This window comes from Nonomuraea sp. NPDC050783, from assembly GCF_040802095.1.
In the GTDB taxonomy this organism is placed as follows: domain Bacteria; phylum Actinomycetota; class Actinomycetes; order Streptosporangiales; family Streptosporangiaceae; genus Nonomuraea.
Genome location: NZ_JBFAHK010000007.1, coordinates 235,148 through 248,731 on the forward strand (window position 1 = coordinate 235,148; position 13,584 = coordinate 248,731).

General features: G+C 72.8%; 12 protein-coding genes and 1 riboswitch. All 12 genes read left to right on the plus strand.

What is annotated here, in order from left to right:
• The first annotated feature begins 90 nt into the window (after nucleotides 1-90).
• The 12 genes from AB0H75_RS21325 (at nucleotide 91) to gcvP (ending at nucleotide 13,505) form a co-directional block, all read left to right on the plus strand.
• Nucleotides 91-1,698: a sensor histidine kinase gene (locus AB0H75_RS21325; RefSeq protein WP_367798616.1), complete on the plus strand. Its 1,608-nt coding sequence runs from the start codon at nucleotides 91-93 to the stop codon at nucleotides 1,696-1,698.
• Nucleotides 1,695-2,366 carry a response regulator gene (locus AB0H75_RS21330; RefSeq protein WP_367798618.1) on the plus strand — a complete coding sequence of 224 codons (672 nt, stop codon included), beginning with the start codon at nucleotides 1,695-1,697 and terminating at the stop codon, nucleotides 2,364-2,366. Before AB0H75_RS21325 ends, AB0H75_RS21330 begins: the two co-directional genes overlap by 4 nt.
• A gap of 154 nt (nucleotides 2,367-2,520) precedes the next feature.
• Entirely contained in the window at nucleotides 2,521-2,934 is a 414-nt protein-coding gene (locus AB0H75_RS21335; RefSeq protein WP_367798620.1) for a hypothetical protein, read from the plus strand.
• Nucleotides 2,935-2,944: 10 nt separating this feature from the next.
• Nucleotides 2,945-3,538 (plus strand): phosphoribosylanthranilate isomerase, encoded by a 594-nt coding sequence (locus tag AB0H75_RS21340; protein ID WP_367798622.1) that lies wholly within the window; start codon nucleotides 2,945-2,947, stop codon nucleotides 3,536-3,538.
• A 48-nt stretch (nucleotides 3,539-3,586) separates the two neighbouring features.
• Nucleotides 3,587-4,378 carry a GNAT family N-acetyltransferase gene (locus AB0H75_RS21345; RefSeq protein ID WP_367798624.1) on the plus strand — a complete coding sequence of 264 codons (792 nt, stop codon included), beginning with the start codon at nucleotides 3,587-3,589 and terminating at the stop codon, nucleotides 4,376-4,378.
• Nucleotides 4,379-4,431: 53 nt separating this feature from the next.
• The gene (locus tag AB0H75_RS21350; RefSeq protein ID WP_367798626.1) at nucleotides 4,432-5,013 is read left to right on the plus strand and encodes a CDP-alcohol phosphatidyltransferase family protein; all 582 of its coding nucleotides are present in this window, start codon (nucleotides 4,432-4,434) and stop codon (nucleotides 5,011-5,013) included.
• A 4-nt stretch (nucleotides 5,014-5,017) separates the two neighbouring features.
• A complete protein-coding gene (locus AB0H75_RS21355) occupies nucleotides 5,018-7,522 on the plus strand; it encodes a sugar phosphate nucleotidyltransferase (RefSeq protein ID WP_367798628.1) in 2,505 nt (834 codons plus the stop codon).
• A gap of 269 nt (nucleotides 7,523-7,791) precedes the next feature.
• A complete protein-coding gene (locus AB0H75_RS21360; RefSeq protein ID WP_367798630.1) occupies nucleotides 7,792-8,304 on the plus strand; it encodes an FHA domain-containing protein in 513 nt (170 codons plus the stop codon).
• 23 nt (nucleotides 8,305-8,327) lie between these two features.
• A complete protein-coding gene (locus AB0H75_RS21365; RefSeq protein WP_367798632.1) occupies nucleotides 8,328-8,954 on the plus strand; it encodes a MerR family transcriptional regulator in 627 nt (208 codons plus the stop codon).
• Nucleotides 8,955-9,084: 130 nt separating this feature from the next.
• Nucleotides 9,085-9,555: a bifunctional nuclease family protein gene (locus AB0H75_RS21370; protein WP_020539830.1), complete on the plus strand. Its 471-nt coding sequence runs from the start codon at nucleotides 9,085-9,087 to the stop codon at nucleotides 9,553-9,555.
• Between the two features lie 195 nt (nucleotides 9,556-9,750).
• Nucleotides 9,751-10,323: a MerR family transcriptional regulator gene (locus AB0H75_RS21375; RefSeq protein WP_367799035.1), complete on the plus strand. Its 573-nt coding sequence runs from the start codon at nucleotides 9,751-9,753 to the stop codon at nucleotides 10,321-10,323.
• Nucleotides 10,324-10,372: 49 nt separating this feature from the next.
• A riboswitch (glycine riboswitch) is annotated at nucleotides 10,373-10,470 on the plus strand.
• A gap of 167 nt (nucleotides 10,471-10,637) precedes the next feature.
• Nucleotides 10,638-13,505: an aminomethyl-transferring glycine dehydrogenase gene (gene gcvP, locus AB0H75_RS21380; protein ID WP_367798634.1), complete on the plus strand. Its 2,868-nt coding sequence runs from the start codon at nucleotides 10,638-10,640 to the stop codon at nucleotides 13,503-13,505.
• The last annotated feature ends 79 nt before the right edge of the window (nucleotides 13,506-13,584 follow it).

Below are 13,584 nucleotides of genomic sequence, written 5' to 3' on the forward strand. Positions count from 1 at the left end.
GCCCACCGGACGCATCTGCGGCCAGTCGGAGGAGGCGGCATCCTTCGACAGGAGGATCAGCCGCTCACGGCGGACGGATAGCGTGAGCGCATGCGTTGGCGCGGTGTGCCGCTGGATCTCCTGCTCGCGGTCTCGGGAGTGGCACTGGACCTGTTCACCACGGCCCACGCGGGTGACACGGCCTACCTGCCCGCCGAGGCGAACATCCCGCTGGGGCTGCTGGCCGGGCTGCCGATGGGGTTCGTACGCCGCTGGCCGGTGCCCGTCACCCTCTACCTGGCCGCCCTGCTGGCCGCCACCGACCAGCTCGGGTCGTTCACCTCCAACACCGCGCAGATCCTCGTCTGCGTCGCGGTCGGCGTGGCCGGGTTCCGCTCCGGGCTGCGCGGCACGGTGGTGGCCGTGGCGGCCACCATCACCGCCACGGCGTTCAACATCGCCGATCCCGGCATCGCGTTCACCGCCAACACCTGGATGTACTCCGTCCTGCTGCCCGTCTTCCCGGCCGCGCTCGGCGCCTACCTGCGCGGCTCCGCCGGGCCGCTGGAGGAGCGCGACGTCACCCCCGACGCGCTGCTGGCGGCCGGCGGGGTGGCGATGACCGTGCTCAGCACGTGGACCACCTGGCACTCCGGCAGCCAGCCCGTCTGGGTGGTGGGGCTGCTGGCCGTGGTGGGCGGCCTGTCGCTGGGCGTGGCCCGGCGGCTGCCCGGCCTGGTCCTCCTGGCCCAGGGCGTGCTGCTGCTGTGCGCCGACACCTACCTGAACGAGGCCGTCAACACCTGCGTGATCCTGACGCTCGTCGCGGTCTGCGTGTTCGCCATGCGGGTGGCCTCCTGGGCGTGGACGGTCGCCGCCTACTTCGCCGGCTGCCTGCTGACCTCGATCGCCGTCGTCGGCGAGGGCACCGGGATCACCCCCTTCCGCGTCGGCGTCCTCATGACGCTGGTCGCCACGCCCGTCGCGATCGGCCGCTACCTCGGCATGCGGCAGGCCGCCGCGGCCGCCGAGCGGCTGCGCGCCGAGGAGGCGGCCCGGGCCGCCGTCGCCCAGGTGCGGGCCGACCAGCTCGCCGAGCGCGAGCGCATCGCCCGCGACGTGCACGACATCGTCGCCCACCACGTCGGCGCGATGGTGCTGCGGGCCGGCGCCGCCCGCTACGCCGCGCCCGACGGCCCCGTCGCCGACGCGCTCAGCGACATCCGGGAGACCGGCCACCAGGTGCTCCAGGACCTGCGCGACCTGCTCGACCTGCTGCGCGAGCCGGAACGCGAGCCCCACCTGCTGGCCAACCCGGCCGACGTGGTCCGCGAGGCGGCCGAGCGCATGACCGCCGCCGGGCTCCTCGTGGACCTCGACCTCGACCCGGCCACCGACCAGGCGCCGCTCACCGCCCGGGCCTCCGCCGCCCGCATCGTCCAGGAAGGACTCACGAACGTGCTCAAACACGCCGGCCCCGGCACCCGGGTCAGCGTCACCGTGGCCCCCGCAGGGGAGGGGCTGTCGGTGGAGATCCGCAACGGCCGCCCGCCCGCCACCGCCGAACGCCCGCCCGCCGGCGGCCTGCCCTCCTCGGGACGCGGCCTGGCCGGCATGCGCGAGCGGGTGCGCGCCCTCGGCGGCACCCTCAGCGCCGGCCCCGACGGCGAGGGCGGCTGGCTGCTGGCGGCCAGCCTGCCGGCGAGGAGCGCCGCGTGATCCGGGTGCTGGTGGCCGACGACCAGGCGCTCGTCCGCGCGGGCGTGCGCATGCTGCTGCAGGCCACGGGGGACATGGAGGTCGTCGGCGAGGCCGAGGACGGCGGCGAGGCGGTGCGCCTGGCCGAGCGGCACCTGCCCGACGTGATCCTCATGGACCTGCGCATGCCCCGGGTGGACGGCCTGGAGGCGATCAGGCGCGTGCTGGCCGCCCGGCCGGGCGCCAGGATCGTCGTGCTGACCACGTTCGCCGAGGACGCGAACGTCTACGCCGCGCTGCGCGCCGGAGCGGTCGGGTTCCTGGTCAAGGACGACGAGCCGGAGCGCATGGTGGACGCCGTGCGCCGCGCCGCGGCCGGCGAGCAGTTGCTCGCGCCGTCGGTGCTGCGCCGCGTCGTGGAGCGCTTCCTGGCCGCCGAGGAGCAGGCCGCCACGCCGCCGCCCGCCGGGCTGACCGAGCGCGAGCTGGAGGTGCTCGCCCTGGTCGGCACCGGGCTGTCCAACGCCGAGATCGCCGAGGAGCTGCACGTCGGCGTCACCACCGTCAAGACCCACGTCGCCGCCGCGATGGACAAGCTGGGGCTGCGCAACCGCATCCAGGCGGCCGTGGTCGCCCACCGCGCCGGCCTCGTGGACGCCGCCTTCCGCCCCGTCCGCCGCGCCCCGTGACAGCCCGGCGGCCCGCCCGGGGGTCCGCCCGCGGGCCCGCCCGGGGGTCCGCCGCGGGAGGGACCGGCTCTCCTCCAGCAGGCTGACGACCGCGCGAGCGCCGCGCGGCCACGATGAGGTCCCGTACCGAACCTTCTGGAAAGGACCCCACGACATGGACAAGACCGCGGTCATGAGCCCGCCCGCGACCACCGGCCAGGTCCCGGCCGGCCTGCTGTACGCGCTGCGCGTGGCCGTCATCGCCCAGGCGGCCGCGCTGATGGTGGCCGCCTCGTTCGCCGGGCAGGCGGTGGAGTCGGAGGCGATGGCCGAGACCCACGTCATGGCCGGGATGGTCGTCCACCTCGTGGCGCTCGTGCAGATCGTGCTGGCCGTGCTGGTGTGGCGGCCGGGCCGCGGCGCCGGCTGGCCCGCCCTGGCCAGCCTGGTGCTGTTCGTCCTCGGCATGGCCCAGCACTTCACCTGGGCGGTCCTGGGCGCGCACCTGCCCAACGGGGTGCTGATGTCCGGGCTGACCGTGGCGCTGCTGATCTGGTCCTGGTCGCCGGCAGCCGCCCGGCGCCGCTAATGTCTTGGGTGTGTACGTCAAGATCTGCGGCCTGAGCGAGCCCGCCCACGTGGCGGCCGCCGTCGAGGCGGGCGCCGACGCCATCGGGTTCGTCATGACCCGCAGCCCCCGGCGCGTCGAGCCGGAGCGCGCCGCCGAGCTGGCCGCGCTGGTGCCCGGGCACGTCCTGACCGTGGGCGTCTTCCGCGGCGAGGACCCGCCGACGGTCCGCGCGGCGGCGCTGGCCTCCGGGGTGCGCGCGGTCCAGCTCCACGGCCGGCACCCGCACGCCGACTTCGTCGCGCTGAAGGACCTCGGCGTCACCCTGGTCAGGGCCGTGGACTCCGGGGCCGACCTGCGCTGCGGCGCCTACGACGAGGACCTGCTCCTGGTCGACGCCCCGCACGCCGGCTCCGGCCGGCCCTGGGACTGGGCGGCGGTGCGGGGCCGCCCGTCGGGCCGCTGGCTGCTGGCCGGCGGCCTCAGCCCCGACAACGTGGCCGAGGCCGTCGCGGCGGCCGCGCCCTGGGGCGTCGACGTCTCCAGCGGCGTCGAGACCGCGCCGGGCGTGAAGGACCCCGCCCTCATCGCGGCGTTCGTCAAGGCGGTGCGCGATGCGTCCTGACGGGCACCGGCACAAGCATCGGCGTGGCAGCCGGGCGGGGCGGCCCTGATGGACGACCTCGCCCACCTGGCGGCCGTCCGGCGCGAGAGCGACGCGGCCGACCTGGCCCGCGCGCTCGCCTTCGTCCGCGACTTCGCCCGCCGCAAGGCGCCGCGCGAGGTGGCGGTCCCGGGCGGGGTGGCCGTCCTCGACGAGCGCTACCCGGGCTCCTACGACGACAACAAGCTCCTCGTCTGGGAGGAGGCCGACCCGCGCGAGGTGCTGCGGGCCGCCGACGAGGCCCTGGCCGGCCGCGCCCACCGGTTGGTGGAGGTCCACGACGACCGCCTCGGCGAGGCGTTCGCGCCGGTCCTCGCGCGGGCCGGCTACACCCACGCGGTCAACCTGGTCATGGCCTTCCGCGGCGACGTCCCCGACGACCCGCCCCCGGCCGAGCGCCTGGGCCTGGCCGAGCTGCTGCCCGTCCTGCGCCGCGAGTGGCGGCAGAGCCTGCCCGAGGCCGGCGACGAGGTGGTCGAGGCGCTCGCCCGGCGCGCGGAGGCCCGCACGGCGGGAGCCGAGACGGTCGCCTTCCGCGGCGTGCGCGCCCCCGGCGGCGAGCTGGCCGCCCGGGCCGACCTCTACGTCCACGGCGGCGTCGCCCAGATCGAGGACGTCCACACCGCCCCCGCGCACCGCGGCCGGGGTCACGCGCGTGCCCTGATGGGCGCGCTGCTCGCCGAGGCGGCCGGCGCCGAGCTGGTCTTCCTGGTCGCCGACGCGGCCGACTGGCCGAAGGACTTCTACGCCCGCCTCGGCTTCGCCGGGCTCGGCCGCACCCATTCCTTCCTGCGCGCCTGACCTCTCAAGGTCCGGCCCGCTGCGGCCGAGTTCCACGCAGTAGGGTCTCCTGCGTGAGCGAAACTTCCGCCGAGGACCGGATCTGGACGGTTCCCAACCTGCTGAGCTTCCTGCGCCTTCTCGGCGTGCCGGTGTTCCTGTGGCTGGTTCTCGGGCCGAAGGCCGACGGGTGGGCCATCGGGGTGCTCGCCTTCGCCGGGTTCACCGACTGGCTGGACGGGAAGATCGCCCGGGCGTTCGACCAGACCAGCGCGCTCGGCCGGATCATCGACCCGGCGGCCGACAAGCTCTACGTCTTCGCCACGATCCTGGCGCTGCTGCTGCGCGAGGTCATCCCGTGGTGGCTGGTGGCGATCATCCTGGGACGGGAGCTGTTCGTCGCGTGTTTCATCCCCGTCCTCCGCAAGCACGGCTACCAGGCACTTCAGGTGCATTTCCTGGGCAAGGCCGCGATGTTCAACCTGATGTACGCCTTCCCGCTCCTCTTCCTTGCCTCCCACTCCGGGTGGTATGCCGATATAGCCCGAATCGTCGGCTGGGCCTTCGCCCTCTGGGGCACGGGCCTGTACTGGTGGGCCGGGGCGCTGTACGTGATCCAGGTGCGGCAGCTCGTGGCCTCGGCCAAGAAGGGGTGATCGGGTGAAGGCGGTCGTCATGGCGGGCGGGGAGGGCACTCGGCTGCGCCCCATGACCGCCAACCAGCCCAAGCCCCTCCTCCCCGTGGTCAACCGCCCGATCATGGAGCACGTCCTGCGGCTGCTCAAGCGGCACGGCATCACCGAGACGGTGGTCACCGTGCAGTTCCTGGCGGCGCTGGTGCGCAACTACTTCGGCGACGGCGACGAGCTGGGCATGCACCTGCAGTACGCCACCGAGGACGTGCCCCTCGGCACCGCCGGCAGCGTCAAGAACGCCGCCGACCGCCTGCGTGACGACCGGTTCCTGGTGATCTCCGGGGACGCCCTGACCGACATCGACCTGACCGACATGATCCGCTTCCACCGGGAGAACTCGGCACTCGTCACGATCGGCCTCAAGCGCGTCCCCAACCCCCTCGAGTTCGGGATCATCATCGTGGACGAGGGCGGCCGCGTGCAGCGCTTCCTGGAGAAGCCGACATGGGGGCAGGTCTTCTCCGACACCGTCAACACCGGCGTCTACGTCATGGAGCCCGAGGTCCTCGACGCCGTCGCGCCCGGCGAGCCCGTCGACTGGTCCGGCGACGTCTTCCCCGCCCTGCTGGAACGCGGCGCCGCCATCTACGGCTACGTCGCCGACGGCTACTGGGAGGACGTCGGCACCCACGACAGCTACCTCAAGGCCCAGGCCGACGCGCTGTCCGGCAAGGTCGGCCTGGACATCGGCGGCTTCGAGCTCTCGCCCGGCGTCTGGGTCGCCGAGTCCGCCTCGGTGGACCCCGACGCCGTGCTCAAGGGCCCGCTGCTCATCGGCGACTACGCCAAGGTCGAGGCGGGCGCCGAGCTGCGCGAGTACACCGTGCTGGGCAGCAACGTCGTGGTGCGCGAGGGCGCCTTCCTGCACCGGGCGGTCGTCCACGACAACGTCTACCTGGGCCCCGGCGCCCACCTGCGCGGCTGCGTGGTCGGCAAGAGCACCGACATCATGACCGGTGCCCGCATCGAGGAGAACGCGGTCATCGGCGACGAGTGCGTCATCGAGTCCGAGGCGTACGTCTCCAGCGGGGTCAAGGTCTACCCGTTCAAGACGATCGAGGCCGGCGCGGTGGTCAACACCAGCGTCATCTGGGAGTCGCGGGGCCAGCGCAGCCTGTTCGGCCCCCGGGGCGTGAGCGGGCTGGTCAACGTCGAGATCACCGCCGAGCTGTGCGTCCGCCTGGCCAGCGCCTACGCCACCACCCTCAAGAAGGGCGAGCACGTCGTCACCTCCCGCGACTGCTCCCTGGCCGCCCGCGCGCTCAAGCACGCGGTCAACGGCGCGCTCACCGCCGGGGCGATCAACGTCCTGGACCTGGAGGCCGCCCCCCTGCCGGTGGCCCGCTTCCACACCGGCCGCGAGGGGGCGGCCGGCGGCATCGCGCTGCGCACCACCCCCGGCGACCCGCAGAGCGTGGACATCGTGCTCATGGACGGCCGCGGCGCCGACCTCGCGCCCGGCGCGCAGCGCAAGCTGGAGCGGGTCTTCTCCCGGCAGGAGTTCCGCCGGGCCTTCCCCGGCGAGATCGCCGAGCTCGCCCACCCGGCCCGCGCCGTCGAGGACTACACCCACGAGCTGCTGCGCCAGGTCGGCGTGGGCGACGTCCGGGACATGAAGGTGGTGGTGGACTGCGCCGGCGGCACCTCCTCGCTGGTGCTGCCCACCCTGCTCGGCCGGGTCGGCGTGGACGTGCTGACCGTCAACGCCCGCCTCGACGACGTCTCGCCCACCGAGACGCTGGCCGAGCGCCGCCGCGACCTGCAACGCCTGTCGGAGCTGGTCAGCTCCTCGCGGGCGGCCTTCGGCGTGCGCTTCGACCCGGTCGGCGAGCGCATCGCGCTGGTGGACGAGATGGGCCAGCTCATCAACGAGGAACGCGCCCTGCTCGTGGTGCTCGACCTGGTCGCCGCCGAGCGCAGGGGCGGCCGCGTGGCGCTGCCGGTGACCACCACCCGGGTGGCCGAGCAGGTCTGCCGCTTCCACGGCGTTCAGGTGCAGTGGACCTCCACCTCTCTCGACGCGCTCACCGCGGCCGCCGCCGGCCCGGACATGATCTTCGCCGCCGACGGCCGCGGCGGGTTCGTGGTGCCCGAGTTCAGCCCGGCCATCGACGGGCTGGCCGCGTTCATGCGGCTGCTGGGGCTGGTGGCCCGCACCCGCCTGTCGCTCAGCCAGATCGACGCCAGGATTCCCGAGGTCAGACTGCTCAAACGCACGGTGCCCACGCCGTGGGCGGCCAAGGGCGCGGTGATGCGCTCGGTCATCGAGGCCGCCGAGGGCGAGCCCGAGGGCTACCGCGTCGACACCACCGACGGGGTACGGGTGGCCCGCGACGACGGGAGCTGGGTGCTGGTGCTGCCCGCCGCCACCGAGCCGGTCACCGACCTGTGGGCCGAGGCCCCCGACATGGACGGCGCCCAGGCGCTGCTGGAGCGCTGGGCGCGGGTGGTGGAGCAGGCCGCCGGCTGAGCCGGGATCACGGAGGGTGGCGAAGACCACGCCCCTTCCGGTTGCGCGCCCGGCGCGGCAAGATCGTAATGTAGAAACGCGCGGCGGCATGGACCACGGGGCGGAAGCGGCGGTAACTTTGTCTGCGTCCAAACCACCGTCCAGCGCCCCGAGTTGACCTTTGCCGCTGATCAGCGTATGTTGCGGCATTCGCAAACTTGAAAAAAGCGAAGCGAGGCGCGTTCTGAGCACTGTCGCCGCGTCTTCGCGGTAGGAGGCCGAGCCGATCGATGCCGAGCGTCTACTGCACGCAGTGCGGGCACGCCAACCCCGAGGATGCCCGTTTCTGTTCCCGCTGCGGGTCACCGCTGACCAGACATGAGGTCTCCGGGGACACCACATCGACGATCTCCGTCGCGGGAATCGAGGCGTACGAGGCTGAGACAGGCGACATGCTCCTGCAGGAGCGGGCGCTGGTGGAGCAGCTCCCGCCCGGCACGGCGTTGCTCACCGTGACCAGGGGCCCCAACCAGGGCAGCCGTTTCAAGCTGGACAAGGACCTCACCACGACCGGGCGTCATCCCGAGAGCGACATCTTCCTCGACGACATCACCGTCTCCCGGCGGCACGTGGAGTTCTACCGCCATCGCGGCGGCCAGTTCTCCGTGCGCGACGTGGGCAGCCTCAACGGCACCTATGTCAACCGCGAGCGCATCGAGGAAGTCCCCCTGCACTCCGGCGACGAGGTGCAGATCGGCAAGTTCCGCCTGGTCTTCCTCATGCGGGGCAACCACAGCGCATGACTTCACAGGCGGCGCGGTCGCACATGAGCATCGGGGAGGTGCTCGCCCTGCTACGGGCGGAGTTCCCCGATGTGACCGTCTCCAAGATCAGGTTCTTGGAGGGCGAGGGGCTCATCGAGCCCGAGCGCAGCCCCTCGGGCTTCCGCAAGTTCACCCACCTGCACGTCGAGCAGCTCCGCTTCATCCTCACCGAGCAGCGCGACCACTACCTGCCGCTGCGGGTCATCAAGGACAAGATGGCCGAGAGCTTCGGCCGGCCGCGAGCGGTGCAGGGCAAGCAGGAGATCCGGCTGAGCCGGGGTGAGCTGCTGGAGGCCGCCGGCATCGACGAGGAGACCCTCGCCGAGCTGGAGGACTACGGCCTGCTGGACCCGGTGGCCCGCCGCTACGACGAGGAGGCGCTGAAGGTCGCCCGCACGGTGGGCGCGCTGTCCCGCTTCGGCCTGCGCGCCCGGCACCTGCGGGCGGTCAAGGCCGCCGCCGAGCGCGAGTGCGGCCTGGTCGAGCAGACCGTCGCGCCCGTGCTCAAGCGCCGCGCCCCGGGGGCGATCGGCGAGGCCGAGGAGACCGCCCGCGAGCTGTCCACCCTGCTGCTCGACCTGCACGCGTCGCTGGTTCGCTCGGGGGTACGTTCGGTCCTGGGACGATGATGCGAGCCTGCGACGGCCCGGAGGAGCATTCCGGGCGTCCCGGGTGTTACGTTGAATGAAGTAGCCAGTCAGCAGATAACGACGAGCCAAGAGCTGTGCCGGGTCACCGGTCAGGAATACGGAGCAGCCCGTGTTGCAGATGGAGGTCGTGGGCGTAAGAGTTGAAATGCCCACAAATCAACCGATCGTCTTGCTCAAGGAGGCACACGGGGAACGGTTCCTTCCGATCTGGATCGGCATGACCGAGGCGACGGCCATCGCCCTGGCCCAGGCGGAGGAGCCCCCGCCGCGGCCGCTCACCCACGACCTGTTCCGGGACGTGCTGAGCGCTCTGGGCGTCGGATTGCGCGCGGTCAACATCGTCGCCCTGCGCGACGGCATCTTCTTCGCCGACCTGGTCTTCTCCAACGGCGTGGAGGTGAGCGCCCGGCCCTCCGACTCCATCGCGCTGGCACTGCGCACGGGAGCACGCATCTTCGCCAGCGAGGAGGTGGTCCAGGAGGCCGGCGTGGTCATCCCCGACGACCAGGAGGACGAGGTGGAGAAGTTCAGGGAGTTCCTTGACACGATCACTCCCGAGGACTTCGGCAGGGCGGGGTAGGTATTTCGGTGCATTTACGCTTCACGACGCGCCGAGCCGGATCGTTGACTGAGCATGGTCGCGGTCCTACGGTGCAAGTGAAACCCGTGGTCGCCTTATAAGAACCCCCAGATCAGACCACGGGATGAGAGAAAGCCGGAGGTCCGCGTGGCGGTCAGCAGCGGCGAGGGAAAGACGGCCGGCCAGGAAGATCCGGTGCGGCGCGAGGACGCGCGGCAGCGTGCCGGGGAGCAGGGCCTGCTCTTCGACGAGCAGCCGGCCGCGCTGCCGGACGACATCGGATACCGCGGGCCCACAGCCTGCGCGGCGGCCGGCATCACCTACAGGCAGCTCGACTACTGGGCACGCACGGGCCTGGTGGAGCCGACGATCAGGGCCGCCCACGGCTCGGGATCCCAGCGGCTCTACAGCTTCCGCGACATCCTGGTGCTCAAGGTCGTCAAGCGGCTGCTCGACACCGGGGTGTCGTTGCAGCAGATCCGCACGGCCGTGCAGCACCTGCGTGACCGCGGGGTCGCCGACCTCGCGCAGATCACGCTCATGAGCGACGGCGTCAGCGTCTACGAGTGCACCTCGGCCGACGAGGTGATAGACCTGCTCCAGGGCGGCCAGGGCGTGTTCGGCATCGCGCTCGGCCGGGTCTGGCGCGAGGTCGAGGGAAGCCTCGCGGAGCTGCCGGGGGAACGCGCGGCGGTCGAGGACACCGTCCCGGCCGACCACCCCGCTGACGAGCTCGCCCGCCGCCGCCGCGCGCGGCGCATGGGGTAGTAATCCTCGCGTAACGCACAAGGTAGTAATCTAGGACAGGCAAGGCCGACGACCCCGTGCGGGAGAGTCCCCGGGCATCGCGACCCGGGGCGCCGAAGGAGCAACCCTCCCCGGAATCTCTCAGGCAACCTGTACCGCTCGGGCGAGGCAACTCTGGAAAGCAGGCACGCCCGCCAGGCGCGTCTCACCGACGGTGCAAGCCCTCGCAGGGGGTGAAGCTCTCAGGTCGCGGTGCCGCCGCGCTGACAGAGGGGGAGACCCGGCATCCGCCCGCGCCCCGGCGCCGGTCTCCATAGCCTCGGGAGGCACTGTCCATGACCGACCTGTCAGCGTCCCTGCCGACCTCACCTCTGACGTCCCTGGCGGCCCCGCCGTTCGCCAGCAGGCACATCGGCCCCTCGGAGGCCGAGCGCGAGCGCATGCTCGAGGCCGTCGGCTTCGAGTCCGTCGCCGACCTGGTGGGGGCGGCGGTCCCCGAGGCCATCCGGGCCAAGGACCGGCTGATGCTGCCCGCCGCCGCGAGCGAGGCCGAGGCCATCGCCGAGCTGCGTGCCCTGGCCGGGCGCAACCGGGTGCTCACCTCCATGATCGGCCTGGGCTACCACGACACGATCACGCCCGCGGTCATCCGCCGCAACCTGCTGGAGAACCCGGGCTGGTACACCGCGTACACGCCGTACCAGCCGGAGATCTCGCAGGGCCGGCTGGAGGCGCTGCTCAACTTCCAGACCGTCGTCTCCGACCTGACCGGCCTGCCCGTGGCCGGCGCGTCCCTGCTGGACGAGAGCACCGCCGCCGCCGAGGCCATGACGCTGGCCCGGCGTGGCGGCAAGGCGCGGAGCAACGTGTTCGTGGTCGACGCCGACGCGCTGCCGCAGACCAAGCGGGTGCTGGCCACCCGCGCCGAGCCGCTCGGCATCGAGCTCGTCGAGCACTCCCTCGACGGTGAGCTGCCCGAGTGCTTCGGCGTGCTCGTCCAGTACCCGGGAGCCTCCGGGCGGCTGCGCGACTTCCGCGCCGTGGCCGCCGCCGCGCACGAGGCCGGGGCGCTCGTCGTGGCCGCCGCCGACCTGCTCGCGCTCACGCTCGTCGCCGCGCCGGGCGAGCTGGGCGCCGACATCGCGATCGGCACCTCGCAGCGCTTCGGCGTGCCGTTCGGCTTCGGCGGGCCGCACGCCGCCTACATGTCCGTCCGCGAGGGCCTGCAGCGCCAGCTTCCCGGCCGCCTGGTCGGCGTGTCCGTGGACGCCGACGGCGCCCCCGCCTACCGGCTCGCCCTGCAGACCCGCGAGCAGCACATCCGCCGCGAGAAGGCCACCAGCAACATCTGCACCGCGCAGGTCCTGCTGGCCGTCATCGCGAGCATGTACGCCGTCTACCACGGCCCCGAGGGCCTGCGCCGCATCGCCCGCCGGGTGCACCGGCACGCCTCCGCCCTCGCCGAGGGCCTGCGCGCCGGCGGCCTGGAGGTCGTGCACGGCACGTTCTTCGACACCGTCCTGGTCCGCGTGCCCGGCCGGGCCGCCGAGGTGGTCGCCGCGGCCGCCGAGCGCGGCGTCAACCTGTGGCGGGCCGACGACGACCACGTCTCGGTCGCCTGCGACGAGAAGACCGGCGCGGCCGAGCTGCGAGCCGTCTGGGCGGCGTTCGGCGTGCCCGCGCGCGAGGCCGACCCCGAGGCCGCGCCCGACGCGCTGCCCGCCGAGCTGCTGCGCGAGTCCGCCTACCTCACCCACCCGGTCTTCCACAGCCACCACTCCGAGACCGCGATGCTGCGCTACCTGCGCAGGCTCCAGGACAAGGACATCGCCCTGGACCGGTCGATGATCCCGCTCGGCTCCTGCACGATGAAGCTCAACGCCAGCACCGAGATGGAGCCGATCACCTGGCCGGAGTTCGCGGACGTGCACCCGTACGCGCCGCGCGAGCAGTCCGAGGGCTACCTGGAGCTGATCGCCACGCTGGAGGGCTGGCTGGCCGAGGTGACCGGCTACGACGAGGTCTCGCTGCAGCCCAACGCCGGCTCGCAGGGCGAGTTCGCCGGGCTGCTGGCCATCCGCGCCTACCACCGCGCCAACGGCCAGGACGGCCGCGACGTGTGCCTCATCCCGTCCTCGGCGCACGGCACCAACGCCGCCAGCGCCGTCATGGCCGGCCTGCGGGTCGTGGTCGTCGCCTGCGACGCCGACGGCAACGTGGACCTCGCCGACCTCGACGCCAAGATCGACAAGCACCGCGACGAGCTCGCCGCGATCATGGTCACCTACCCGTCCACGCACGGCGTGTACGAGGAGAGCATCACCGAGGTCTGCGCCAAGGTGCACGAGGCCGGCGGCCAGGTGTACGTGGACGGCGCCAACCTCAACGCCCTGGTCGGCCTGTCCAAGCCGGGCGAGTTCGGCGCCGACGTGTCCCACCTCAACCTGCACAAGACCTTCTGCATCCCGCACGGCGGCGGCGGCCCCGGCGTCGGCCCGGTCGCGGTCCGCGGCCACCTGGCCCCCTACCTGCCCGGCCACCCGCTGCACAACGGCACCCCGGTCGGGCCGGTCTCGGCGGCCCCGTACGGGTCGGCAGGCATCCTGCCCATCTCGTGGGCCTACATCCGCATGATGGGCGCCGACGGCCTCACCGCCGCCACCGAGCAGGCGATCCTGTCGGCCAACTACCTGGCCAGGCGGCTGTCCCCGCACTACCCGGTGCTCTACACCGGCCGCGGCGGGCTGGTCGCGCACGAGTGCATCATCGACCTGCGGCAGATCACCAAGGAGACCGGCGTCACCGTGGACGACGTGGCCAAGCGGCTCATCGACTACGGTTTCCACGCGCCGACGATGTCGTTCCCGGTGGCCGGCACGCTCATGATCGAGCCGACCGAGAGCGAGGACCTGGCCGAGCTGGACCGCTTCGCCGACGCCATGATCGCCATCCGCGGGGAGATCGCCAAGGTGGCCTCCGGGGCGTACGACAGGACCGACAACCCGCTGCGCAACGCCCCGCACACGGCCGCGTCGGTCACCGCCGACGAGTGGCCGCACCCCTACAGCCGGAGCGAGGCCGCCTACCCGGTGGCGTCGCTGCGGGAGAGCAAGTACTGGGTGCCGGTGCGCCGCATCGACCAGGCCTACGGCGACCGCAACCTGGTCTGCTCCTGCCCGCCGCTGGAGGCGTACGAGGACTGAGCCGGGCACGGCGGGGGATCCGGTTCCGCATCGTCAAGTGAGCAGACATGATCGCCGGAAGTCGTTAGGCTTCGGTGCG

Coding starts and splice junctions, on each gene's coding strand:
- AB0H75_RS21325 (WP_367798616.1), top strand. CDS start 91: ATGCGTTGGCGCGGTGTGCCGCTGGATCTCCTGCTCGCGGTCTCGGGA.
- AB0H75_RS21335 (WP_367798620.1), top strand. CDS start 2,521: ATGGACAAGACCGCGGTCATGAGCCCGCCCGCGACCACCGGCCAGGTC.
- AB0H75_RS21345 (WP_367798624.1), top strand. CDS start 3,587: ATGGACGACCTCGCCCACCTGGCGGCCGTCCGGCGCGAGAGCGACGCG.
- AB0H75_RS21360 (WP_367798630.1), top strand. CDS start 7,792: ATGCCGAGCGTCTACTGCACGCAGTGCGGGCACGCCAACCCCGAGGAT.
- AB0H75_RS21365 (WP_367798632.1), top strand. CDS start 8,328: ATGAGCATCGGGGAGGTGCTCGCCCTGCTACGGGCGGAGTTCCCCGAT.
- gcvP (WP_367798634.1), top strand. CDS start 10,638: ATGACCGACCTGTCAGCGTCCCTGCCGACCTCACCTCTGACGTCCCTG.